The following is a 21,483-nucleotide window of genomic DNA, read 5'->3' as shown; positions in this document are numbered from 1 at the left end:
CGACGGTCAGATGTCGCTGGTGGACTCCTCGAGCAGGAGGTACCCGGCGAGCATCCGCTTGAGTTCGGCGACCGTCTCGGGGTGATCGTGACCGTCTTGGACGGAGAAGCTCAGCAGCGAGTACGCGGTGTGCACCAGCACCTGGGCCATCATCTCGCGGCGTCCGCGCTGAGTCGGCGTGAGCGGAGCCAGGATTCGCGCCACCAGTGCGGCGAGTTCGCGTTCGTTCAGGGTCGCGGTCGCGCGGGTGGCGGGCGTCGACTGCACCGCGAGCCACACCGCCCGGCGTGACGGATCGTCGCGCCACAGCGCGGCGAGGTGGTCGAGGAACTTCTCCAGTAGGCGTGGCCACTCCAGCGACGGCACCTCGGATGCGAACGCGGCCAGCTCATCCCGGACATCGACGGTGTCCTGACGGTCGAGTTCGCAGACGATGACGTACTTGTTGGCGAAGTACTGGTAGAGCGTCCCGATCGGGACCTCGGCGCGGGAGGCGATCTCCTCGCAGGTGAGTGACTCGAATCCGACGTCGATCAACAGATCGCGGGCCGAGGTCAGCATGGCCTCGAACTTGCGTCGGCTGCGCTCCTGCGTGGGTCGCTTCCGCGGTACTAGTGGTTCGGCACGCTGTCCGGGCATCGAATCGGTCTCACACGGAGAGATCCCGCCGCAACTTCGCGACGTGTCCGGTGGCGCGGACGTTGTACTGCGCGACCTCGATCACGCCCTTCTCGTCGACGAGGAAGGTCGACCGGATCACACCCGTCACGGTCTTGCCGTACATCTTCTTCTCGCCGAAGGCTCCCCACTCGGTGAGGACGTTCTTGTCCGGGTCGGACAGGAGCGGGAAGGTCAGCCCCTCGGCCTCGACGAACTTCGCCAGCTTGGCGGGCTTGTCGGGCGAGATGCCGATGACGTCGATCCCCGCGTCGCCGAACTCCGCGAGGTTGTCGCGGAAGTCGCACGCCTGCTTGGTGCATCCCGGTGTGGACGCTGCGGGGTAGAAGTACACGATGACCTTGCGGCCGCGATAGTCCGACAACGAGACCGGACGCTCCTGGGCGTCGGGGAGTGTGAAGGACGGGGCCGGGTCGCCGGCCGACAACCGCGTGGTCGCAGACATGAGCACAGGCTAGTCGATCGCCGAGCCGGTCCGATCGGGCATCGACGGTCCGGTCGGCGCCCGACGTGTGGTTGTGGTCTGGCCGGTTTGTCGGCGTGCGGATCTTCGGATTTCTGACGCGTGACAGGTGTGTGCTGTGGATGGCGCACAGCGCGGCTCGCTCGCGTGTCAGTAATCCGATTCCGGGGCTGGGACGAGTCGGACACGGCGGGGAGACTGTCGGACTGTCGGCCGGTCACACTCCGGCGGCGGCCCGGATTTTTGGCAGGCCAGCGGGAGCCGCGGTGGAGAGTGCACAGGACGACGCGCTCAGGTGTCGGTAATCCGGGGCTCCCGGCGCGGTCGCGCCGGACGTGCGCCACGACACGATCGGTCGCCGGCGATGCCGTACTCTCAAATGGCCGGACCGCGTCCGCTCCCACGAGCGACGCCCCGGCGATGGATCACAAGCGAGCGGGACGCGAGCAGGGAGGACGGACGTGGCCGGCGACACCGAACGGATCGAGCAGGAGATCGCGCAAGCGCGTGAGGATCTGGCGAAGACCCTCGACGCCCTCGCAGATCGGGCGAATCCGCAGCGGTTGGCCGATGACGCCAAGAGCACCGCCCTGCGCATCGTCAACACTCCTGCGGTCAAGTTCACCCTCATCGGGGTGGGCTCTGTGGTCGCGGTCTTGGTCATCCGGAAGATCATTCGATGACGCGGCGTCGCAGCCGGCAGGTCAGAGCCGCGATTGCGACGCTACTGACCGGCCTCACGGTGACCGCTTTGTCAGGTTGCACCGGCTCGCCGGAATACTCCGACTCGGTGACGGATGCCCCGAGTCTCTACACCATGGGCCTCCCGCACATCTCGGTCACGGGATGGCGTGACCAGCCCCTGCGTGATCACGCAGTGGGGGTGCAGCCGGGTGCTCCGATAACGGTCACTGCCGCCGAGGGGAGTCTGTCGTCGGTCGTCGTCAGCGGACCCGACGGGCCCGTCAAGGGCACCACGTCCTCGGACGGCTCGCGGTGGGTCTCTGCCGACACCCTGGACTTCGGCACCAGCTACACCGTCACCGCGGCTGCCCGCGGCGTCGAGGGTGAAGGTGCCGCGCGCGTGGGGTTCAGCACGGCGTCTGCGTCGTCGCTCGCCTCGGCCTCCACGGTCACCGAGGACAACGAGACGGTCGGTGTCGGACAACCGGTGGCCATCTCGTTCGATCAGCCGGTCACGGATCGCCGCAACGCGCAGAACGCGATCAAGGTCACCACCGACCCGCCCGTCGCCGGCGCGTTCTACTGGATCAGCGACACGATGGTGCGTTGGCGTCCGCAGCACTACTGGAAGCCGGGCACCAAGGTGCACGTGGCGGTGCGCACCAAGGGCATCGACCTGGGTGACGGCGTCTTCGGCGACAACAATCTGGACTCCGACTTCACCGTCGGCCGCCGATTCGTGGCGATCGCCGACGACACCAGCAAGACGATCCAGGTCTACGAGAACGGCAAGCTCGTCAAGACCATGCCGACGTCGATGGGCAAGGACTCGTCGCCGACGAACAACGGCATCTACATCGTCGCCGAACGAGTACCCAGCGTGATCATGGACTCGTCGACCTACGGCGTGCCGGTGAGCTCGTCAGAGGGTTATCGCGAGGTCGTCTACAGCGCCACACGGATCTCCTTCAGCGGTATCTATGTGCACTCCGCGCCGTGGTCGGTGGGCGACCAGGGCAACACAGACGTGAGCAACGGTTGCCTGAACGTGAGTCCGGAGAACGCGAAGTGGTTCCTGGACAACAGCCTTCGCGGTGACATCGTGGTGGCCAAGAACACCAACGGCCCTCCGCTGCCAGGCGACGACGGACTGGGTGATTGGAACGTCCCGTGGTCGGTCTGGAGCAAGGGCAACGCCTGATCCGGAGGCCTCCTCGGTGCGGCTATGCCCTGTGTTCCTGGCGATTTCACTTCTGTAGCCACGGCATGTAAGGTTTCGTCTCGCACCGCCAAGCGCCATTAGCTCAATTGGCAGAGCAGCTGACTCTTAATCAGCGGGTTCGGGGTTCGAGTCCCTGATGGCGCACCACCCGAGAGAGACGTCCCGCACCGCGGGGCGTCTCTCTCGCCGCATGACGTGTCGGGTGATCGACCGGAAGTCCGGACTCGGGCATTTCGGTCCACTGAATTTCTCGTACACTGTGCGCAGGCATCGGACGACCTCGGCGGGGACCAGGTCGCATCGCATCAAGGTTGGAGTGAGATGGGGATCGGTCGTACCCACAGTCGGCGTCGGCGGCACCTGATGATCGGGGGTGTCCTGCTCGCCACCGTCGCAATCGTGACCTCGTGCTCCCAGGAAGCCTCGTACAGCGACGACGTGCACAGCACCAGCATGTTCGACGATCTGCTCAAGCCGGGTCTCGAGGTCACCGAGTGGGCCGAGAAGCCGCTGACCGAGGGCGCCGTCGGCGTCCAGCCGGGAGCGCCGATCAAGGTGGCCGCCAGCGAGGGCTCGATCACCAGTGTGCGCGTCAACAAGGCCGACGGTTCGCCGCTCAAGGGTGAGCTGAGCGAGGACGGCACCACCTGGACGAGCGCGGAGCCGTTCGGTTACAACCGCAACTACACCCTGCAGGCCGACGCCGTGGGCATCGGTGGCACGGCCACCAAGAAGGTCTCCTTCACCACCCGCGCGCCCAACAACCTCACCCAGGCATATCTGACGCCGAATCCGGGCGAGACGGTCGGCGTGGGACAGCCGATCGCGGTGAAGTTCGACGAACCGATCCCGAATCGCAAGGCCGCTCAGCGCGCCATCAAGATCACCACCGATCCGCCGACCGAGGGTGCCTTCTACTGGATCAGCGACACCGAGGTGCGCTGGCGCCCGGAGAACTTCTGGAAGACCGGCACCAAGGTCAACGTCGCGGTCAACACGTACGGCATCGACCTCGGCGACGGGCTCTTCGGTCAGGAGAACGTCCGCACCAACTTCAAGGTCGGGCGCAAGCTCCTGATCACCGCCGACGACAAGACCAAGCAGGTGGTCTTCGAGCGTGACGGCAAGGTCATCCGGACGATGCCGACCTCGATGGGCAAGCCTGGTGACGAGACCGACAACGGGGTCTACCTGGTGTCGGACAAGCACGATCACATCATCATGGACTCGTCGACCTACGGCGTCCCGTCCAACTCGGCCAACGGCTACCGCACGCCGGTCGACTACGCGACGCGGATGTCCTACAGCGGCATCTTCTTCCACTCGGCGCCGTGGTCGGTCTGGGCGCAGGGCAACACCAACACCAGCCACGGCTGTCTCAACCTCAGCCCCGACAACGCGTTGTGGGTCATGGAGAACACGCTCCGTGGTGATCCCGTGGTCGTGAAGAACACGACCGGCGGCACGCTGTCGGGTACCGACGGCCTGGGTGACTGGAACGTCGACTGGAAGACCTGGGCGAAGGGCAACGCCTGAGCGACGGTCCTGCGCCCCGGGCTGGGGCCGCAGCGACGTTGACAGTCGCCACTGTTACGATCGCGGGTGACACTGTCATTCGTCGATTGGTATGCACAACATGGCCGGCAACCCCCGTTCGCCTTGGGAAACCGAGGAACTCACTGCTCTGCGCGATCTCGCCCGGAGTTTCTGCGAGAAGGAGATCTCGCCGAACACCGAGAAGTTCATCGAGCAGCATCACGTCGATCGAGACCTCTGGAACAAGGCCGGCGAACTCGGCCTGCTCTGCATGTCGATCCCCGAGGAGTACGGCGGCGGTGGCGGTACCTTCGCTCACGAGGCCGTGCTGATCGAGGAACAGGCCCGCGCTGTCGACAGCTCGTGGGGCGCCAGCCTCCACAACGGGATCGTCGCCCACTACATCCTCGAGTACGGCAGCGAGGAGCAGAAGAAGACCTGGCTGCCCAAGATGGCCAGTGGCGAAGCTGTCGGTGCCATCGCCATGACCGAGCCGGGCACCGGGTCGGACCTGCAGAACGTGAAGACCAAGGCGATCAAGGAGGGCGACGAGTACGTCATCGACGGCTCGAAGACCTTCATCACCAACGGCGGTCAGGCCGACATCATCATCGTCGTCGCCAAGACCGACGTCAGTGAGGGAGCCAAGGGCATCTCGCTGATCCTGGTGGAAGCCGATCGTGAGGGCTACCGACGCGGTCGGGTGCTCGACAAGATCGGTCAGCGCGGTCAGGACACATCGGAGCTGTTCTTCGACGGGGTCCGTGTCCCGACGAGCAACCTGCTCGGTACCGAGGAGGGGCAGGGCTTCATCCAGCTGATGCAGCAGCTCCCACAGGAGCGGTTGATCATCGCCGTCGCCTCGGTGGCCGGGATGGAGACCGCGGTCGCCAAGACCATCGAGTACACCAAGGACCGCAACGCTTTCGGGCGTTCGATCTTCAACTTCCAGAACACCAAGTTCAAACTCGCCGAGGCCGCCACCGAGACCCGCATCGCGCGGGTGTTCGTCGACGACTGCATCGCCAAGCATCTCGAGGGCGAACTGGACATCCCGACCGTCGCGATGGCGAAGTGGTGGACCAGCGACCGGGCCATGGTCGTCGCCGACGAGTGCCTGCAGCTCTTCGGCGGCTACGGCTACATGAACGAGTACCCGATTGCACGCATGTGGGCCGACAACCGTGTCCAGAAGATCTACGCGGGAACCAACGAGATCATGAAGGAGATCATCGCGCGGTCGCTGTGAGCCACCCGCCGCGGATCGCCGACTGATCCGAGAGGCGCCACGATGCACCGCATCGTGGCGCCTTTCTCGTCGATCGTGCGCCCGGACGCGTTGATCGTGCGCCCGGACGCGTTGATCGTGCGCCGAAGGCTACAGCCCGAGGACCGAGATGCCGTCGCGGTACATCGCCCACTGCTGCTTCTTGCTCAGAACCGGCCACACACTCTTGATATAGCCGTTGATCGTCGCCATCGCACCGACCACGGGGACGCCCGCGGTGATGAAGTCGACCACGCCGCGGCGGATGTGGTCGGGATCGGTGACGATCACCGCGCTGGTCGCGCGGATCGATTGCATGAGTTTGGCCGACTGGACCGCGTTTCCTGCGGTCGATGTCGCCTTGTGCTCGGCGTGGATTCGGCCGGCCGGGATGCCGTGCCGGATCAGCCAGGTCTTCATCGCCGCGGCCTCGGTGATGCCTCGACGTGGATTGCCACCGGTCACGATGACCGGCGATGCGGGTGCCATGAACGCCTGGATGAGCCCGGCCGAGAGTCGGCCGACGAGTTCGGGACGCATCGCACCGTCGGGTAGGAGGCCGTAGCCGAGCACGACGATCGCGGTCTGTGGGCCCACCATCGCGGGCAACGGATTAGGCGGGGTCAGCGATTGGGACAAGATCGCGTTCAGCAACGTGTCGACCCGGATGCGCTTGCCGTGGTCGACCCCGCTGAGGCGGGTGAGCGAGTCGATCTTGGTCGGGATGTCATAGCCGTAGTCGGCGTAGATCGCACGCAGTGCGAGGGCGGTGGCGTCGCGCGGATTCGCTCGCAGGACGTTGTTCAGGTGGCCGATCGCGGCCGCGGAGTTGCCCGCGCCGAACTGTGCGGCGGCCTGGTTGAACTCGCCGCGGGGTGATGCCTCGGCCGGTGCGGCGACGACGAGCGCGCCCGCGACAGCGGTGATCAGCATCGTCGTCACCGCAGTCAGCATCCGTCGACAACCGGCCCGGCGGTGGTCGGTGCATGCGGGCACACGGACGCCACGAGTCATCTTCACAGTGACGAAAGTAAACGGAAGTTACGCACGAGACCAGAGTGGTTATTGTTCCGCGACCACATCGTGGTGCGGTCGCGACGGGGGAGAACGGTGGCATCAGCCGGTGATGGACGGACGGCGGTGCTAGATTCCTGCTGTCCCGGACGACTGCGGTACTCGGTGCCGCGAGGGAGGATCGTGATGTCGGCACGAGCCGCGCGGCGTGGATCGGTGCTGACGTGCGCGTTCCTCGTTGCGCTTTCGTCGATGGCCGTTGGCCTGCCCGTCGGTGCGGGTGAGGCGGCCGCCCGTCCAGGCATCGTGCTCCCCAGCTCCGGCTGCGTGGAGGACCTGCCACCGAAGCCGAAGCCCACGCCGTTCACCCCACGCGATCTGATCCCGCGTCTTCCGGACCGCATCGGGATTCCGCTGCCGTATCCACGAGTCCTGCCGGTTCCCGAGCCGGAGTCGGAGTCGAAACCGATCCGCATCCCTTCGCAGAAGCCTCCGAAGAACCCGTGCAGCGACCCATGCCCGGACATCACCGATCCGCCGAAGCCGCGGCCAGGCAAGCCCTCTCAGGCGTTGAGCCTCGAGTTCCCGAAGATCACCCTCGATCCGCGACCCATCGACATCCCGATCCCGGTGCCCAACCCGAATCCGGCGCCCCGTCCACCGCGACCGGCCGCGGTGGCACCGGGCGTCGATGCCGGCCCGCTCGCCGCACGACCGCACGCGCCGCGGGTGTCGTGGGTGCGTCGGGCGTCGGTGCTGACCGGCAAGGGCTCGACGAGTCGAACCGACAAGCGCTGGCAGATCCACGGCACCGACCTGGGCATCATGTGGCAGTCGAAGCCCGGGCAGGTCGCCGTTGCGTTCGGCGACACCTTCGGCAAGGGCTTCCGCCCGCCGGGGGCCAACGGCCGGGACTGGCGGAGCAACGTGCTCGGCTTCAGTTCCGACCGGAAGCTCGCCGACGGCATGTCCATCGACACCATGGTGCAGGACAGCAGATGCCATGCGGCGCAGATCCTCTCCGCGCGCCACATCGACCGCTACGAGATGACCACCATCCCGACATCCGGCTTCGCGATCGGCAGCCGTCAGTTCCTGAGCTACATGTCGGTGCGTACCTGGGGCCCGATCCCCGGTGTGTGGCTCACCAACTACGGCGGCCTGGCCTACTCCGACGACGGCGGATCGACGTGGTCGAAGGACCCGTACACGCGGTGGGACAACATCTTCGGAACATCGCAGTTCCAGGTGAGTTCGATGGTGCCGCAGGGCGATCACGTCTACATGTTCGGAACCCCCAACTCACGCGTCGGATCGGTCGGTCTGGCCCGCGTCCGGAAAGATCAAGTGCTCAACAAGACCGCCTATCAGTACTGGCGGGACGGTCGGTGGGTTCCGGCGCGCGACGGGAACGTGGCGTCGGTGTTGTTCGCCGGTCCGGTCGGCGAACTGTCGGCGCGATACGACGAGTCGGCTCAGCGATGGCAGCTCAGTTACCTCGACACGGTCCGTGGAGCGATCGTCCTACGCACGGCGAGAAGTCCGCAGGGCGCGTGGTCCGACGGCACCGACCTCGTCCGCTCGAACCGCTATGCGCAGCTCTACGGAGGTTTCCTGCATCCGTGGTCGAGTGCCCGCGATCTCTACTTCACGATGTCGACCTGGACCGAGTACAACGTGTCGTTGATGCACGCGCGGATCAGCTGAGGGGCGCCTACGGCCGGGTCCGCGCGCTCGGGGGGGGCTGGGAGCGCCTCCGACCGCCTCTGGCCGGCTCCTCGCGATGACCAAAATCTGCCGCCCACGCGGGCGCCGAGTGGATATTGCACGCGGCTGGTCGCTGGGCGCCAGTTTTTGGCCGGGGGCGTGGTCGCGGCTGGCGTGGACTGCTTTCGACGACGGGGGGGGGGTTCGCGCCTCTTGCGATGACCAAATTCTGCCGTGCTGCCAGGTGTCGCGTGGATAGTGCACGCGCATCCCCGCTGGGCGGCAGTTTTTGACCAGGGCTTGCGGTCGCGGCTGGCGTAGGAGCTTCGGATCCGCGGCCCGCGCGCAACCCGAACCAACAGAACCGCCCACCGACATCGGTCGGTGGGCGGTTCTGCGAGGAGATGGCCCGACTACGGCGTGTTGATCCAGTCCAGCACCGACTGTGCGGCACGCGGATCGCCGTTGTTGATCCCGATCACCGCACCGATCGCGGCGCCGACACCGGCGCCCCAGATGCAGCCGACGATGACGATGCAGCCGATGATCAGGCCGGCCAGCGCGCCGACGGCGGTGGCGACGGCGCCGCCACGGTTCCAGCCGTTCTGGATGTGGCCGATCATCGACTGGTAGGCGCGGTCCTTCTTGCCTGCCACCGGGTGCACGCCTGCCTTCAGCTGGTCGCGCACCTGCTGGCTGAGCACCGGCGTCAGGGTCACCGACGTCCGGTCTGCGCTGACGACCGGCCGCAGCGGCACGGAGACACCGTTGAGCGGCACGGTGAGTGCGACCTTCTCGGCGACCCGGCCGTGTCGATCCAGGATCGAGAGGCTCTGTCCGGCAGGCTTTGCGGCGAAGGTCGCGTTGCGCAGCGTGGTGGTGATGTGGGCGCCGTCGGCGGACGCCGCCGAGACGTAGGTCGGTGCCGCACCGGAGACCGGTGCCGCGTGTGCGGTCCCGGTCGCGATGGCGACAGTGGTGATGGCTGCTGCGGAGACCGCCAGCGCGGCGCGTCGGAGCAGAGTCATGTGGAGAACCCCCGGAGTTCGAATGAGACGAGCGTGCTGATCTGACACGCCCCGCATCAGCCTATCGTCCCGAGCGCTTGATCGGGAGGCTGTCATCCGGTCAGACGATGGTGAAGGCGTCGGATGTCCCGACGATGGGTGACAGGCGCCCTGACCGTGCCCGACTGTCGCCCAGGTACCGGATTCGAAAGCGTCCACGCATGCGTGGCGGGACGGTCCACTCGACCCGTACGCGTGAGGTGTCGGGGCTGCCCGGCGGACGGGACCAGTGGAACTCGGTCGACCAGTCGTTGTCGTCGGCCACCGTCTCCCAGCCGGTCCCGACCCGACGCTGCACCTCGAGATACGTTCCGCCGTGCCGGAAATCGTTGTTGGGGTGGGCGCCGACGAACTCGGCGACGACGGTCTGACCCGGCCGATACGTGGACGTGGGCTGTCGCAGCACGTCTCCGTATCGACGTCCGGCGATCGGTCGGTCCGCCGGTACCGGAGGGACGAGGTCGGGTTGGAACCCGGACTTGTCGGGCCGCGCGGGGCCGCGGCCCAGGGAGCGGCCGGTCGCCATCGCGCGGGCGAGGCGTTCGAACTCCTGCAGGTACGCCGACAACGTCCAGCGACCGAACTGAGTCTCGCCACCTTCGTATTGCTGGGCGTCGTACTCCTGCTCCGTGGTCACGTACTGCGTGTAGCTGTTGGAGTAGCCCTGCAGCAGGACATCGTCGAGCGTGACGCCGAGAGCGTCGGCGACCACCGAACGGAGACGGAGGCCTGCGACGACGGTGACCTCGGCCGGCACCGCGACCAGCACCAGGTCGCCGATACGCAGGATCTGCAGCGGGACCACCTGCGGAATCCACGGCGCGGGCGGCATGATCCCGAGTGGGAAGGCGATCAGCTTGGGCGCCTGCATGTCTCGAATCCACGGCGAGACGGGCGGACGTCGATCGCCGCCCAGTACGCGGACCAGCGGATTGGTGGTGCCCTCGGAGAGGAAGGGGAGCGGCTGTTCGTAGTTGTCCTCGCTGCTGGTCGCCGCTGCCGCGACGCCCATCATGGCCGGGGTGGTCGACGCGGGGCGTCCTTCGGGGGTGTACCGACCGTCGATGGACACCGACGACATGTCGACATAGTGCACGATCGAGTCGACCCCGCCTCGTCGCATCGGGCGGGTACGTGTGAACGCCGCGCGGCCCGAGCGGTACTGACGTTCGCCGATCAGTGCGCAGTTGAGTTTGTTGTCGCGGGTGGGGCCGCTGGGTCGAAAGCGGGCGAGGTCCAGATTGGGGGTCATGTCGCCGGCATTGGTCTGCGGGAATGCGGCCACGATGCCGGGCTCGTCGGACTCCCACCGATGGCTCGCATAGCCCTTGTTGTCGCCTGCGATCAGGACGTTGTGGTCTGCCAGCGATGTCCCGTGCGTGGCGAACCAGGTGATCGCCCCGACATCGCGTCCGCCGCGCTGCAGACGCAGGACCGTGACGGTCGGATCGATCGCATCGGGGAACTGACGCCGTTCGGCCGCCGGATTGCGATCGAATGCCACCTTCGACCGGTTGCGGCTGGCGTCACCGAGTTCACCGCGGCCGACGCTGATCGTGCCGGGCGCGAGATCGTCGTGGGCGGCCACGATGGCAGCGACGATGCCGTCCACCTCCGCCTGATAGGAGTTCTTCTTGAACCCGAACGCGGCGAGCGAGTAGGCGAAGTCCCAGGCGGTTCCGCCGCACGATGCGTGGTTGTGCGTGGCGTTGATGTTGACGTTGCGATCGGTGTACAGCCCACCGAGACGTCGACGCAGTTCTGCGAGCACCCCGATGTGATGGGACTCGAAGACGCATGCGATGTCGCAGGTGACGAAGACGACGCGTTCGCGAGTGGCCTGGTCGACGATGATGAACGCTCTGGCCCAACACCGTTGCAGGAGGCCCATCGCCACCTGTTCGGGGTTGGAGTAGCCCATCATTCCCTGGCCGGCGATCGCGCCGGTCATGTCGGCGCTCCCGCATCCCACCAAGAGGCCACCGGTGCCCGGCGAGTCGGGTGCGGCCGATGCCGAGGTTCCGGCGATCACCGTTGCGGCGCCGGCGCCGACTGTCGCGGCCGCTCCGGCCAGAAGACCTCGTCGGGTCAGATCCACGGTCACTTCCCTTCGGTGACAGATGATTCGACGACACGGGTGAGCAGAAGCGTCACCGTTGCGTCGACGATGCGTTCGCAGACCCCTCGGTCGCGGATGTTGAGGTAGGCGAGGGTGAGTCCGTCGGTGGCAGCAACCACCAGGGGGGCGAGGTCGGCGGGCGGTCGGTCCCAGGACACGGCGCATCGCGTGGCCGCGGCAGACAAACCGTCGGCGACGAGCGCGTAGTAACGCCGATACATGTCGGCGCCCAGCGATTCGAGCCCCTCCTGCTGCCGCGCATATTGATTCAGCGAGATCATGGCCTGCTCCCGATCGGGGTCGGCGATGACGCCCTCGAGGTATCCCGACAGCGCGCCGCGCAACACCGTCGACATCCCGGCCCGGCCTCGGAGGTCGCCGGTCTCCACATCGAGCGCGGCCGCGATCGTCGCGAGCTCTGAGTCGGTACCGCGCTCGACCAGCGCCGCCAACAGATCGGCGCGCGAATCGAAGACGTAGTGAAAGGTCGACAGTGTCACGCCGGCCTCTGCGCTGATGGTGCGCGTGGTGGCACCGCCGACGCCGTGACGGGCGATCACCCGGAACGCGGCGTCCAACAGCAGTTCCCGCCGTGTTTCGGTGGGCATCCTGGCCATGAGTGGCAGATGTCCCGCGTCAGCGGCGCGCGCCAAGGATCTCGCGGGCGGCGCGCGCCCCCGAGCGGACGGCGCCGTCCATGTAGCCAGTCCAGTAGTCGGACGTCTCGGTTCCCGCCCAGTGGATCGGGCCCACCGGTGCGCGCAGCGCCGGACCGAATCGCGTCAGCGTGCCGGGTGAGCTGACCGCGACCGGCCCGCCCCGCGACCACGGCTCGACGTCCCACTTGTGGAAGGCGTAGTCGACGAATTGCCGTGCCTCCGTGCCGAAGTAGTCCACGAAGTTCTCGATGCACTCGGACACGATCTGGCGTTCCGGCGCGGGGTCGAGCCTGCGCATGGCGTCGGCACTGATGAACCCCATCAGGATGTGTCGGTTCTCGGCGTAACTCTCGAACGTGACGTCGATGGGTCGTCCGTTGCCGTACACCTGGCCCGACAGTCCTTTGTCGCGCCAGAACGGCCGGCGGTACACCGCGGCGAACTTGCAGATAGCGCCCATGTGATAGCCGCGATGGATCCCCTGCCGGCCCGCCGGAAGGCCCGGGCGATAGTCGATCTGGTCGCTGATCGCGGGTGACATCGCGACGATCACCCGTCGTGCCCGATACGTTCCCGCGTCGCTGGAGACGGTGACCGTCCCACCGGACCAGTCGATGGACCGCACGGGCGCGTTGTAGACCACCCGGCTCCCCAGTGCACGCGCCATCCGCAACGGGATCAGGGCCGCCCCGCCCTCGAAGAGTCGCTCCTGGGCACCGTCGTCGGTGCTGAGCAGGCGGATCAGCGTGCCCGGATTGTTCTCGTCGCCGGACGCCGCGATGTAGTTGAGGAAGTAGAGCGCCGAGACCTCGTCCGGTCGGACGGACAGGGGCGCGGACATGGCCACCTGCATCAGCGTCCGGGCGGTCGGGGTCGTTGCCACCTGCGCGCTGTACTGGCCCCAGGTGATGGAGTCGAGGTACCGCGCGTTCGGATGCTTCCAGGGCTCGCCGACCGGGAATCCGGCGAGGGCGTCGAGCTGAGCACGTGCGAGGCCCGCACCGGCCTGCAGCGTCTCTGCCTGTACCGGCAACGGCAGCGCGGCCGACATACGACTCCCACGACCGGCGTTCCAGAACACACTGTCGCCCTGGTTGTACGTCGGGATGGTGCGGACGTCGAATTCGCGGGCGAGTGCGGCGATGTGGTCCTGCGTCGGGCCGATGAACTCGGCACCCGCGTCCAGGGTGACGCCCAGCTTCGGCGATCGGATGTTGTGCACGCGCCCCCCGGCACGTTCAAGCGCTTCGAGCACGATGACCGACGATCCGCCGTCGACCAGCGTCTTCGCGGCCGACAGTCCGGAGAGTCCACCGCCGACGACGATCACGTCGGCAGTCATTGATGCCGGTGCTGCACTGCCGCTCCCGGCGCCGAATCGCGAGAGGCCGGCCGCGGCACCGACCGCGGCGGTTCCGGCGAGCAGCGTTCGGCGGGACAGTGGTGCAGCCATGGCGGATTCCGATCATGTCGGGAGCGGGGCGCTCAGGTCGTCGATGCCGGGGAACCACGCTGTCCACCGTTTCAGGTCAGATGACCTGAAGTGACGGAAGAGTAACAGGGATCCGCGGATGAGACGATGGGAATCATGCAGAACAGTCAGGCGTCGGTGGCCGAGCAGCCGGTCGACCGTGGGGGCCGCCCGGCATCGACCAGCGCGCACGAACTCGCGGCCCACGCACAGCGTCTCTTCCTCGCCAACGGCTTCGACACCACCAGTGCGGGCGAGATCGCCGAAGCGGCGGGAGTCAGCCGTCGAACGTTCTTCCGGTACTTCTCGACCAAGGCCGACGTGGTCTGGGTCGAGTCGGATGCCGAATTGGCCGCGTTCCGGCGTCGGCTCGATGAGAGCGGGCCATCGGTGGCACCCGAGGTGGCCGTGACGGAGGCGTTCATCGCCTCACTCGTACACGATCGCACCGAAGACGAGTGGGCCCGCCATCGCGCGCAACTGATCCTGACCGAGCCGGCGGTGCAGGCGAAGGCGAGCGAGGTCTACCGGCTGTGGCGGAGCGCCATCTTCGAGCACCTCACCGAGCGGCGCGGCCTCGATGAGGTGTACGCGACCGCGGTCGCCCACGCGGCCCTGGCTGCCTCGACGGCCACACACGAGAGATGGCTGGCCGGAACGGAATTCGATCTGGCGCACGGACTGCGCCGAATGTTCTCGCTCATGGTGCCCGCGCTGCCCGGCTGAGGGGCGGCAGATCGGCCGATCCGGTTGCAGCTCGGGAAAAATGGGCGGCGGCGGGTAGGGGTGTGCTGGTAGAAACGTTCCTCATGCCCGAGATGTCCGCTCCCAAGGTGCTCAACTACGCATCGCACATCGATGACAACACCCTCGCCCAGGCGACGGAGACCGCGTCGATGCCGTTCGTGCACCCGCATGTCGCGCTGATGCCCGATGCCCACCTCGGTATGGGATCGGCGATCGGCACCGTGATCCCCACGATCGACGCGGTGATCCCGGCCGCGGTCGGTGTCGACATCGGCTGCGGGATGATCGCGGTGCAGACGACGCTGCGGCACAAGGACATCGCGCACCTCGAGCTCTCGTCGCTACGGTCCTCGATCGAGTCGGCGATCCCGCTGTCGCCGGGCAACTACAACCGGTCGGTCGACCGCTACGACTTCACGGCGCCTCGGCTGGAGGTGTTGCGCGACCTCGCAGAGCGCACCGGTGTCGACCTGGCGCATTCACCGAAGTGGCCGGAGCAGCTCGGTTCGCTCGGCGGTGGAAATCATTTCATCGAGCTGTGCCTGGACGAGGGCGATGGCGTGTGGCTGTTCCTGCACTCGGGCTCCCGGGGTGTGGGCAACAAGATCGCCAAGCGTCACATCGCGATCGCCCAGCGCCTCTGCAAGCAGTGGTGGATCAGTCTGCCCAACCCCGACCTCGCGTATCTGCCGACGGGTACGCCCGAGTTCACGAAGTACCTCCGTGATCTGGCGTGGGCACAGCGATTCGCGTTCGAGAACCGTGCGGAGATGATGGATCGATTCGTGCGGGCCGTCGAGCACTGGGCGGCTGTCGATGCCGATTCGCTCGAATCGGACCGGATCAACTGCCACCACAACTACACCGTGCAGGAGCGTCACGCGGGCAAGGACGTGTGGCTCACCCGCAAGGGGGCGATCGCCGCGCATGACGGTGTTCGCGGCGTGATCCCCGGTTCGATGGGCACGCGGTCGTATGTGGTTCGTGGAAAGGGGGATCGGGGTGGTCTGTGCTCGGCGCCGCACGGAGCCGGCCGGCGGTTCTCCCGGAAGGAGGCGCGGAAGCGATTCACCGCCGACGACCTCGCCGCGCGGATGGTCGGTATCGAATACCGCCACGGTGACCAGTGGGTCGACGAGATCCCGGACGCCTACAAGGACATCGACGTGGTGATGCGGGATGCGCAGTCGCTGGTGGAGATCGAGCACACCCTTCGGCAGATCCTGAACGTCAAGGGAACCTGATCTCGACCAGCCATGGCGCGAGCGACGTCGGCGCTGCGCGTCGTCCGGCCCACGCGGACCTCGCGCGCCCACGCAGGTGAAGCATCACCCGCGTGGGCGTGCGGGCATCGCGTCCGAGAGTCGATCGGGGTTCGCTCGCCCACTCACGACTCGCGTGATCCGATCAACGCCTCGGAGACCGTTCCGGCGGCGTCGCGCAACGCGCTCACCGCGCGTGTGCGCAGGTCCACGTCGAATCGGGCGACTGGGCCGGAGATCCCGACCGCCATCGGCGTCGGTGCACCGGGCACCGACACCGCCATGCCGCACACCCCGACCTCGTGTTCTTGTTCGTCGGTGGCGTAGCCGTCGGCTCGAACCTGTTCGACGGAGGCGAACACCCCGGACAGTGATGTCACGCTCCACTCGGTTGCGGCCGTGAGCCCGGCCTGCGTGACGTGCTTCAGGATCCGCGCGTCGTCGAGTTCGGCGAGGACGGCCTTGCCGACCGCGGTGTTGTGCATCGTGACGCGCCGGCCGACCTCGTTGTTCGTACGCATGCTGTGCGGGGAGGGGACCTGGGCGACGTAGATGACCATGTCGCCGTCGAGGACCGCGAGACTTGCGGTCTCGCTCAACTCGCCGACCAGTGATCCGAGCACTGGGGCGGCGACGGCCCCGAGTTGCCGGTTCGCGACCTCGCCGAGGCGGATGAGGCGAGGACCGAGGGCGTACGAGCGGTCGGGCAACTGCCGCACGTAGCCGATGCCGACGAGTGTGCGCAACAGCCGATGGATCGTCGGCGGGGGGAGAGGGGACTCCGCCGACAGGTGACTCAGCGAACACTCGCCGCCCGCACGCCCGATCAACTCCATGAGCTCGAACGCACGCTCGACCGACTGCACTCCGCCGGAGTTCCCTGCCATCGCCACCTCCACTGGTCGAGACAGACGCTACGTTCCATCATGCGAAACCACAACGACGATCCATTTGCCGAAGGGGCTGGAAGTCCGACGTCGCTCTACAGTAAACTCCACTCTGCGGAATAAATCTTCCACGATGACGAGATGACAGGGAGCCAATTGTGAGTGTGCAGAGCGGCCATCTCGGCGCGGACTTCCTCGCGGACCTCGAGAACACGCTCGCTCCCTCTGATGCGGCACTGGCAGCTCGCTACCCGGGCGACGACGGCAGTCGCCAACCGGTGCACACGGTCTACGTGCCGGCTGACCGTCACGTCGCCGATCTGTCCCGAGAGTGGGGCGCCGCGGCGTTGGACGCCGCGGCCGCGCATGGCGGACTCGACGCCATCGCACGATCGACGGTCGCCGAGAGTGACTCCGCTGCAACCGGACTGGCCGAGCTGGTCGAACACAAGCTGCGTACCGAACCGATCGAGGATCTGCGGATCGACTTCGAGGACGGCTACGGTGTTCGGCCCGACGCCGAGGAGGACTCCGCTGTCACGGACGCGATCGCCGCGATGCGTGCCGGTGCCGACAGCTCACCGCCATTCATCGGCATCCGATTCAAATCCTTCGAGGCCGACGTCCGCACTCGCGGGTTGCGCACTCTCGACCTCTTCGTCGGCGGACTGATGGCCGGCGGCGGGCTGCCGACCGGTCTGACGCTGACCCTGCCCAAGGTCACGTCTGTCGATCAGGTCCAGGCGATGGTGCGCGTCGCACGAGAACTGGAGCGCGTTCACGGTCTGGCGGAGCGGCGCATCGGCTTCGAGGTCCAGATCGAGACCCCGCAAGCGATCCTGGGTGCCGACGGATCGGCAAGCGTGGCGCGGATGATCCATGTGGGCGACGGCCGGGTCACCGCACTGCACTACGGCACCTACGACTACTCGGCATCCCTCGGCATCGCCGCCGCGTATCAGTCGATGGAACATCCGGCGGCTGACCACGCCAAGGCGGTCATGCAACTCGCGGCGGCGGGCACCGGGGTGCGACTCTCCGACGGATCGACCAACATCCTGCCCATCGGCGACCGCGTCGGCGCCGGATGGTCCCTCCACGCGCGATTGGTGCGGCGCCACCTCGAGCGTGGCTTCTATCAGGGGTGGGATCTGCATCCTGCTCAGCTGGTGACCCGCTTTCTCGCCACCTACGCCTTCTACCGCGACGGATTCGACGACGCCGCGGTGCGTCTGCGCAACTACGTGCATCGGCTCGAATCTGCCGTGCTCGACGAACCGGCGACCGCACGTGCATTGGCCGGCTTCATCCGGCGCGGCGAACTCTGCGGTGCACTCACCGTCGCCGAGATCGAATCGGCCACCGAGGTCCCGATGGACACCATCTCCGCGCTTGCCCTGCACCGGCCCCTGCCGACCGACGCCTGAGCCGAGATCGGCCGCCCGACAAGCCAGTCCACCGAAACAGTTGTAGAGGACACGATGACCGCGAACCCGTACTACACCCCGAACGGCGGGCTCCCGCCGCAGACCGACCTCTTGACCGACCGTGCTGTGGTCACCGAGGCGTACACGGTGATCCCGCGCGGGGTGCTCCGGGACATCGTCACCTCGGTCTTTCCGGAGTGGACCGACACGCGCGCGTGGGTGCTCAACCGTCCGGTTCCCGGCGGCGCCGGCACGTTCGCGCAGGCGATCGTCGAGGTGGCGCCGGGCGGTGGATCCGATGCGCCTGAGCCGCAGTCGGAGGTCGAGGGTTTCGTGTTCGTCACCGCGGGCGCGCTGACGGTGACCGTGGCGGGGGAGGAGCACACCCTCACCGACGGTGGTTTCGGTTACCTCCCCTCGGGCACCGTGTGGTCGGCGCACAACCGCGGCGACGTCCCTGCCTCGTTCCACTGGATTCGCAAGCGTTACGAGCCGCTCGTCGGCCACGTGCCGTCGCCGAGGTTCGGCAACGAGCGCGACATCGAGCCGAGTGCGATGCCCGACACCGATGGTGCGTGGCGCACCACACGGATGCTCGATCCGCAGGATCTCGCCTACGACATGCATGTCAACATCGTCACGTTCGAGCCCGGCGCATCCATTCCGTTCGCGGAGACACACGTCATGGAGCACGGGCTGTACGTACTGGAGGGCAAGGCCGTCTACCGGCTGAACGAGGACTGGGTGGAGGTGCAGGAGGGCGATTACATGTCGTTGCGGGCCTTCTGTCCGCAGGCCTGCTACGCCGGCGGTCCGTCGAACTTCCGCTATCTGCTGTACAAGGACGTCAACCGCCAGATCATGTTGTGACGGTGATCCTCTGCGAAGCAGAGTGACCGTCACGGCTGACGGTGGCAACGAACGGCACCCGGTGAGAGTATTCACCGGGCATGGCTCGACCGCAGGCCTCAGGTCCGGAACGGCCAGCCGGTGATCGTCTTCTCGCGCGGCGGTGCGTAGGTGCGCACCTTGGATGTCGAGAGGCCCATCCGCACAAGCCCTTCGGCGATGGTGACCGCGGACCGCACGCCGTCGACGATCGGTACCCCGGTCGCGGCGCGCACCTGCTCCTCGAGCTCGGCCATCCCGCCGCAGCCGAGGCAGATCACCTCGGCGTGATCGTCGGCGACAGCCCGCTTGGACTGCTCGACGATCGCCTCGACCGCACGCCGGGGCTCCGATTCGAGCTCCAGCACACCGAGACCCGACGCGCGGACCGACGCACAACGCTGGTCGAGCCCGGCGAGCTTGAGGCGGTCCTCGATCAACGGAACGGTGCGGTCGAGCGTCGTCACCACCGAGAAGCGGTGCCCCAGATACATCGCCGTGGACGCTGCCGCTTCGGTGATGTCGACGACCGGCACCTCGAGCAACTCCTGTAAGCCTTCGCGGCCGTGTTCGCCGTAACCGGCCTGGATGACGGCATCGTAGGGCTCGGGGTAGGCGAGTATCGCATCCATGACGGCGAGGGCGGCGAGGTACGACTCGAAATTTCCCTCGCAGGAGTCCGCGCCGAATCGCGGTGTGATACCGACGATCTCGGTTTCCGGTGCGGCGACCGACCGCGCCGAGGCGGCGATGGCCTCGGTCATCGAGGCGGTCGTGTTGACGTTGGCGACGAGGATGCGCATGTGCCTGCTATCTGTGTGTCAGTGGGTGCTGGCGACGGAGATCTCTTCGCCGGAGACCTCGGCGAACGGTCCACGGCGATCGGCCATCACAAGGTAGACGATTGCGCCGAGGCCTGCACCGATGAACCAGGAGAACTCCGAGACCACTTCGAAGGCGGGGACGAACGCCATCACCAACGCGATCGCGGCGGTCGGGACCAACGCCGCGATGGCCCTCAGGTTCACGCCGTTCCAGTAATGGTATGCACCGTCGGCCGCCTCGCTGAAGAGAGCGGGCACGTCGATCCGGGATCGCTTGACCAACCAGTAGTCGGCCATCACGATGCCGAACAGTGGTCCGAGCAGGGCGCCGAGTCCACCGAGGAAGTAGTTGATCACCGCGGGGGAGTTGTAGAGGTTCCAGGGCAGGATGATCAGACCGATGACGGCGGCCACCAGGCCCGCGCGCCGGAAGTCGAGGTAGCGCGGGAAGAGGTTGGACAGCGCGTAGATCGGTGCGACGAAGTTGGCCATCAGGTTGACCGCGACGGTCAAGATCAACAGGGCGAGACACGCCAGCACAAGCAGGAAGGTGTTGGGGACGGTCTTGACGATGTCCGACGGCGACTCGATGGTCGTGCCGTTGATCTTGAACTGTGCTCCGGCGAGCACGATCACGATGCCGCCGAAGAGCAACATGTTGAGTGGGATGCCCCAGAAGTTGCCCCGCACGATGGACTTTCGCGATGCGGCGTTGCGGGTGAAGTCGCAGAAGTTGAGCACGAACGTCCCGTAGATGGCGACCCAGAGGCTCGCCCCTCCGATGATGTGCAGCCACATGTCGGCGCCGGTCTTGGAGTCCGGGGTCGACCAGGCGATGCTCCAGTCGGACTTGCTCAGCATCCAGATGGCGAGCGCGACCATCGTGATGAGGATGACCGGGCCGGCGAAGGCCTCGTACTTGCGGATCATCTCCATGCCGTAGCTGACGATGATGACCTGGATGACCCACAGCGACACGAAGGCGATCCAGCCGAGCGTCGACAGCCCGAGGAAGCGGTTGGTGTCCAGGTCGGCGGCCGAGGGGAAGAGCGCCACCAACAGGATCCGCAGGACGACGGATGCGAGGTAGGTCTGGATACCGAACCAGGCGATCGCCACGCCGCCGCGGATCACAGCCGGGATCTGTGCGCCCCGGATACCGAACGAGATCCGACTCATGACCGGGAACGGCACGCCCGTCTTCTCGCCCATGAATCCCGACAGGTTGAGCAGGAGGAACAGGAAGACGCCACCGAGTACCAGAGCTGTCAGGATCTGCCAGCCGCCGAGTCCGAGTGCGAACAGGCCGATGGCGAACGCGTAATTGCCCAGGCTGTGCACGTCGTTGGCCCACAACGTGAAGATGTTGTAGCTGCGCCAGCGGCGACCGACGCGGCTGGTCGGGGCCAGATCCTTGTTGTAGAGCCGCGGGCTGAGCCCGGCGGGAACGATTCCGGTGACGCCGTTGTCGGCTGCCGCATCGGCGACGAGGGTGCCAGACGCCGACGGGGCGTCGCCGCGACTGATGGTGGGGGGTTCAGTGCTCATCTCTGCACTTTCG

The 21,483-nt window shown here is 66.8% G+C and carries 19 protein-coding genes and 1 tRNA gene; 10 read left to right on the top strand and 10 right to left on the bottom strand.

Going from position 1 to position 21,483, the window contains the following annotated elements:
• Window positions 1–6: 6 nt before the first annotated feature.
• Both GS4_RS14650 and bcp read right to left on the bottom strand, forming a co-directional pair.
• A complete protein-coding gene (locus GS4_RS14650; RefSeq protein WP_007621840.1) occupies window positions 7–639 on the bottom strand; it encodes a TetR/AcrR family transcriptional regulator in 633 nt (210 codons plus the stop codon).
• Between the two features lie 10 nt (window positions 640–649).
• On the bottom strand, window positions 650–1,123 hold the full coding sequence (bcp, locus tag GS4_RS14645) for a thioredoxin-dependent thiol peroxidase (RefSeq protein WP_040510611.1): 474 nt from the start codon (window positions 1,121–1,123) through the stop codon (window positions 650–652).
• 479 nt (window positions 1,124–1,602) lie between these two features.
• On the opposite strand from bcp, the gene GS4_RS14640 reads away from it, so the two are divergent.
• From GS4_RS14640 to GS4_RS14620, 5 genes are all read left to right on the top strand, one after another.
• Window positions 1,603–1,824, top strand: a complete 222-nt coding sequence (locus GS4_RS14640) for a DUF3618 domain-containing protein (RefSeq protein WP_007621838.1) — start codon at window positions 1,603–1,605, stop codon at window positions 1,822–1,824.
• Entirely contained in the window at window positions 1,821–3,026 is a 1,206-nt protein-coding gene (locus tag GS4_RS14635) for a L,D-transpeptidase (RefSeq protein WP_007621837.1), read from the top strand. The genes GS4_RS14640 and GS4_RS14635 overlap by 4 nt, the downstream gene beginning before the upstream one ends.
• Before the next feature lie 92 nt (window positions 3,027–3,118).
• Window positions 3,119–3,194: transfer RNA gene (locus GS4_RS14630), tRNA-Lys, on the top strand.
• A gap of 174 nt (window positions 3,195–3,368) precedes the next feature.
• Window positions 3,369–4,583, top strand: a complete 1,215-nt coding sequence (locus GS4_RS14625) for a L,D-transpeptidase (protein WP_007621836.1) — start codon at window positions 3,369–3,371, stop codon at window positions 4,581–4,583.
• A gap of 91 nt (window positions 4,584–4,674) precedes the next feature.
• On the top strand, window positions 4,675–5,832 hold the full coding sequence (locus GS4_RS14620) for an acyl-CoA dehydrogenase family protein (protein WP_007621835.1): 1,158 nt from the start codon (window positions 4,675–4,677) through the stop codon (window positions 5,830–5,832).
• Window positions 5,833–5,961: 129 nt separating this feature from the next.
• Here GS4_RS14620 and GS4_RS14615 read toward each other — a convergent pair whose 3' ends face one another.
• Window positions 5,962–6,783: a YdcF family protein gene (locus tag GS4_RS14615; RefSeq protein ID WP_245555683.1), complete on the bottom strand. Its 822-nt coding sequence runs from the start codon at window positions 6,781–6,783 to the stop codon at window positions 5,962–5,964.
• A 267-nt stretch (window positions 6,784–7,050) separates the two neighbouring features.
• Between GS4_RS14615 and GS4_RS14610 the strand changes: the two genes are divergently transcribed.
• Window positions 7,051–8,571, top strand: a complete 1,521-nt coding sequence (locus tag GS4_RS14610; protein WP_007621833.1) for a glycoside hydrolase family 183 protein — start codon at window positions 7,051–7,053, stop codon at window positions 8,569–8,571.
• 413 nt (window positions 8,572–8,984) lie between these two features.
• Here the strand turns inward: GS4_RS14610 and GS4_RS14605 are convergent, their stop codons facing one another.
• From GS4_RS14605 to GS4_RS14590, 4 genes are all read right to left on the bottom strand, one after another.
• On the bottom strand, window positions 8,985–9,599 hold the full coding sequence (locus tag GS4_RS14605) for a DUF8020 domain-containing protein (RefSeq protein ID WP_007621832.1): 615 nt from the start codon (window positions 9,597–9,599) through the stop codon (window positions 8,985–8,987).
• A gap of 100 nt (window positions 9,600–9,699) precedes the next feature.
• A complete protein-coding gene (locus GS4_RS14600) occupies window positions 9,700–11,736 on the bottom strand; it encodes a neutral/alkaline ceramidase (protein ID WP_007621831.1) in 2,037 nt (678 codons plus the stop codon).
• A 2-nt stretch (window positions 11,737–11,738) separates the two neighbouring features.
• On the bottom strand, window positions 11,739–12,374 hold the full coding sequence (locus tag GS4_RS14595; RefSeq protein WP_007621830.1) for a TetR/AcrR family transcriptional regulator: 636 nt from the start codon (window positions 12,372–12,374) through the stop codon (window positions 11,739–11,741).
• 19 nt (window positions 12,375–12,393) lie between these two features.
• Entirely contained in the window at window positions 12,394–13,869 is a 1,476-nt protein-coding gene (locus tag GS4_RS14590; protein WP_007621829.1) for a flavin monoamine oxidase family protein, read from the bottom strand.
• Between the two features lie 126 nt (window positions 13,870–13,995).
• On the opposite strand from GS4_RS14590, the gene GS4_RS14585 reads away from it, so the two are divergent.
• Window positions 13,996–14,613 (top strand): acyl-CoA-like ligand-binding transcription factor, encoded by a 618-nt coding sequence (locus GS4_RS14585; RefSeq protein WP_007621827.1) that lies wholly within the window; start codon window positions 13,996–13,998, stop codon window positions 14,611–14,613.
• Between the two features lie 83 nt (window positions 14,614–14,696).
• Window positions 14,697–15,878, top strand: coding sequence for an RtcB family protein (locus tag GS4_RS14580; protein ID WP_007621825.1), 1,182 nt, complete (start codon window positions 14,697–14,699; stop codon window positions 15,876–15,878).
• Window positions 15,879–16,021: 143 nt separating this feature from the next.
• Here GS4_RS14580 and GS4_RS14575 read toward each other — a convergent pair whose 3' ends face one another.
• The gene (locus GS4_RS14575; protein ID WP_007621823.1) at window positions 16,022–16,783 is read right to left on the bottom strand and encodes an IclR family transcriptional regulator; all 762 of its coding nucleotides are present in this window, start codon (window positions 16,781–16,783) and stop codon (window positions 16,022–16,024) included.
• A 158-nt stretch (window positions 16,784–16,941) separates the two neighbouring features.
• On the opposite strand from GS4_RS14575, the gene GS4_RS14570 reads away from it, so the two are divergent.
• The gene (locus GS4_RS14570; RefSeq protein WP_007621821.1) at window positions 16,942–18,210 is read left to right on the top strand and encodes a DUF6986 family protein; all 1,269 of its coding nucleotides are present in this window, start codon (window positions 16,942–16,944) and stop codon (window positions 18,208–18,210) included.
• A 54-nt stretch (window positions 18,211–18,264) separates the two neighbouring features.
• The gene (locus GS4_RS14565) at window positions 18,265–19,080 is read left to right on the top strand and encodes a bifunctional allantoicase/(S)-ureidoglycine aminohydrolase (RefSeq protein WP_007621820.1); all 816 of its coding nucleotides are present in this window, start codon (window positions 18,265–18,267) and stop codon (window positions 19,078–19,080) included.
• Window positions 19,081–19,178: 98 nt separating this feature from the next.
• Here GS4_RS14565 and GS4_RS14560 read toward each other — a convergent pair whose 3' ends face one another.
• Together GS4_RS14560 and GS4_RS14555 are read right to left on the bottom strand one after the other, a co-directional pair.
• Window positions 19,179–19,901, bottom strand: a complete 723-nt coding sequence (locus GS4_RS14560; protein WP_007621818.1) for an aspartate/glutamate racemase family protein — start codon at window positions 19,899–19,901, stop codon at window positions 19,179–19,181.
• Window positions 19,902–19,919: 18 nt separating this feature from the next.
• Window positions 19,920–21,470, bottom strand: coding sequence for an NCS1 family nucleobase:cation symporter-1 (locus GS4_RS14555; RefSeq protein ID WP_007621815.1), 1,551 nt, complete (start codon window positions 21,468–21,470; stop codon window positions 19,920–19,922).
• Window positions 21,471–21,483: the final 13 nt, after the last annotated feature.

The sequence above is a fragment of the Gordonia soli NBRC 108243 genome (assembly GCF_000334455.1).
In the GTDB taxonomy this organism is placed as follows: Bacteria; Actinomycetota; Actinomycetes; order Mycobacteriales; family Mycobacteriaceae; genus Gordonia; species Gordonia soli.
The sequence above is the reverse complement of the archived record's forward strand: the minus strand, read 5'-3'. Positions and strand labels throughout refer to the sequence as shown.

Bases quoted from the DNA above. Each gene is read 5' to 3' on its own strand.
- GS4_RS14575 (WP_007621823.1), bottom strand. From the start codon at position 16,783: ATGGCAGGGAACTCCGGCGGAGTGCAGTCGGTCGAGCGTGCGTTCGAG.
- GS4_RS14650 (WP_007621840.1), bottom strand. From the start codon at position 639: ATGCCCGGACAGCGTGCCGAACCACTAGTACCGCGGAAGCGACCCACG.
- GS4_RS14585 (WP_007621827.1), top strand. From the start codon at position 13,996: ATGGGAATCATGCAGAACAGTCAGGCGTCGGTGGCCGAGCAGCCGGTC.
- GS4_RS14565 (WP_007621820.1), top strand. From the start codon at position 18,265: ATGACCGCGAACCCGTACTACACCCCGAACGGCGGGCTCCCGCCGCAG.
- GS4_RS14605 (WP_007621832.1), bottom strand. From the start codon at position 9,599: ATGACTCTGCTCCGACGCGCCGCGCTGGCGGTCTCCGCAGCAGCCATC.
- GS4_RS14610 (WP_007621833.1), top strand. From the start codon at position 7,051: ATGTCGGCACGAGCCGCGCGGCGTGGATCGGTGCTGACGTGCGCGTTC.
- GS4_RS14580 (WP_007621825.1), top strand. From the start codon at position 14,697: ATGCCCGAGATGTCCGCTCCCAAGGTGCTCAACTACGCATCGCACATC.
- GS4_RS14595 (WP_007621830.1), bottom strand. From the start codon at position 12,374: ATGGCCAGGATGCCCACCGAAACACGGCGGGAACTGCTGTTGGACGCC.
- GS4_RS14560 (WP_007621818.1), bottom strand. From the start codon at position 19,901: ATGCGCATCCTCGTCGCCAACGTCAACACGACCGCCTCGATGACCGAG.
- GS4_RS14620 (WP_007621835.1), top strand. From the start codon at position 4,675: ATGCACAACATGGCCGGCAACCCCCGTTCGCCTTGGGAAACCGAGGAA.
- GS4_RS14625 (WP_007621836.1), top strand. From the start codon at position 3,369: ATGGGGATCGGTCGTACCCACAGTCGGCGTCGGCGGCACCTGATGATC.
- GS4_RS14555 (WP_007621815.1), bottom strand. From the start codon at position 21,470: ATGAGCACTGAACCCCCCACCATCAGTCGCGGCGACGCCCCGTCGGCG.
- bcp (WP_040510611.1), bottom strand. From the start codon at position 1,123: ATGTCTGCGACCACGCGGTTGTCGGCCGGCGACCCGGCCCCGTCCTTC.
- GS4_RS14590 (WP_007621829.1), bottom strand. From the start codon at position 13,869: ATGGCTGCACCACTGTCCCGCCGAACGCTGCTCGCCGGAACCGCCGCG.
- GS4_RS14635 (WP_007621837.1), top strand. From the start codon at position 1,821: ATGACGCGGCGTCGCAGCCGGCAGGTCAGAGCCGCGATTGCGACGCTA.
- GS4_RS14615 (WP_245555683.1), bottom strand. From the start codon at position 6,783: ATGCTGATCACCGCTGTCGCGGGCGCGCTCGTCGTCGCCGCACCGGCC.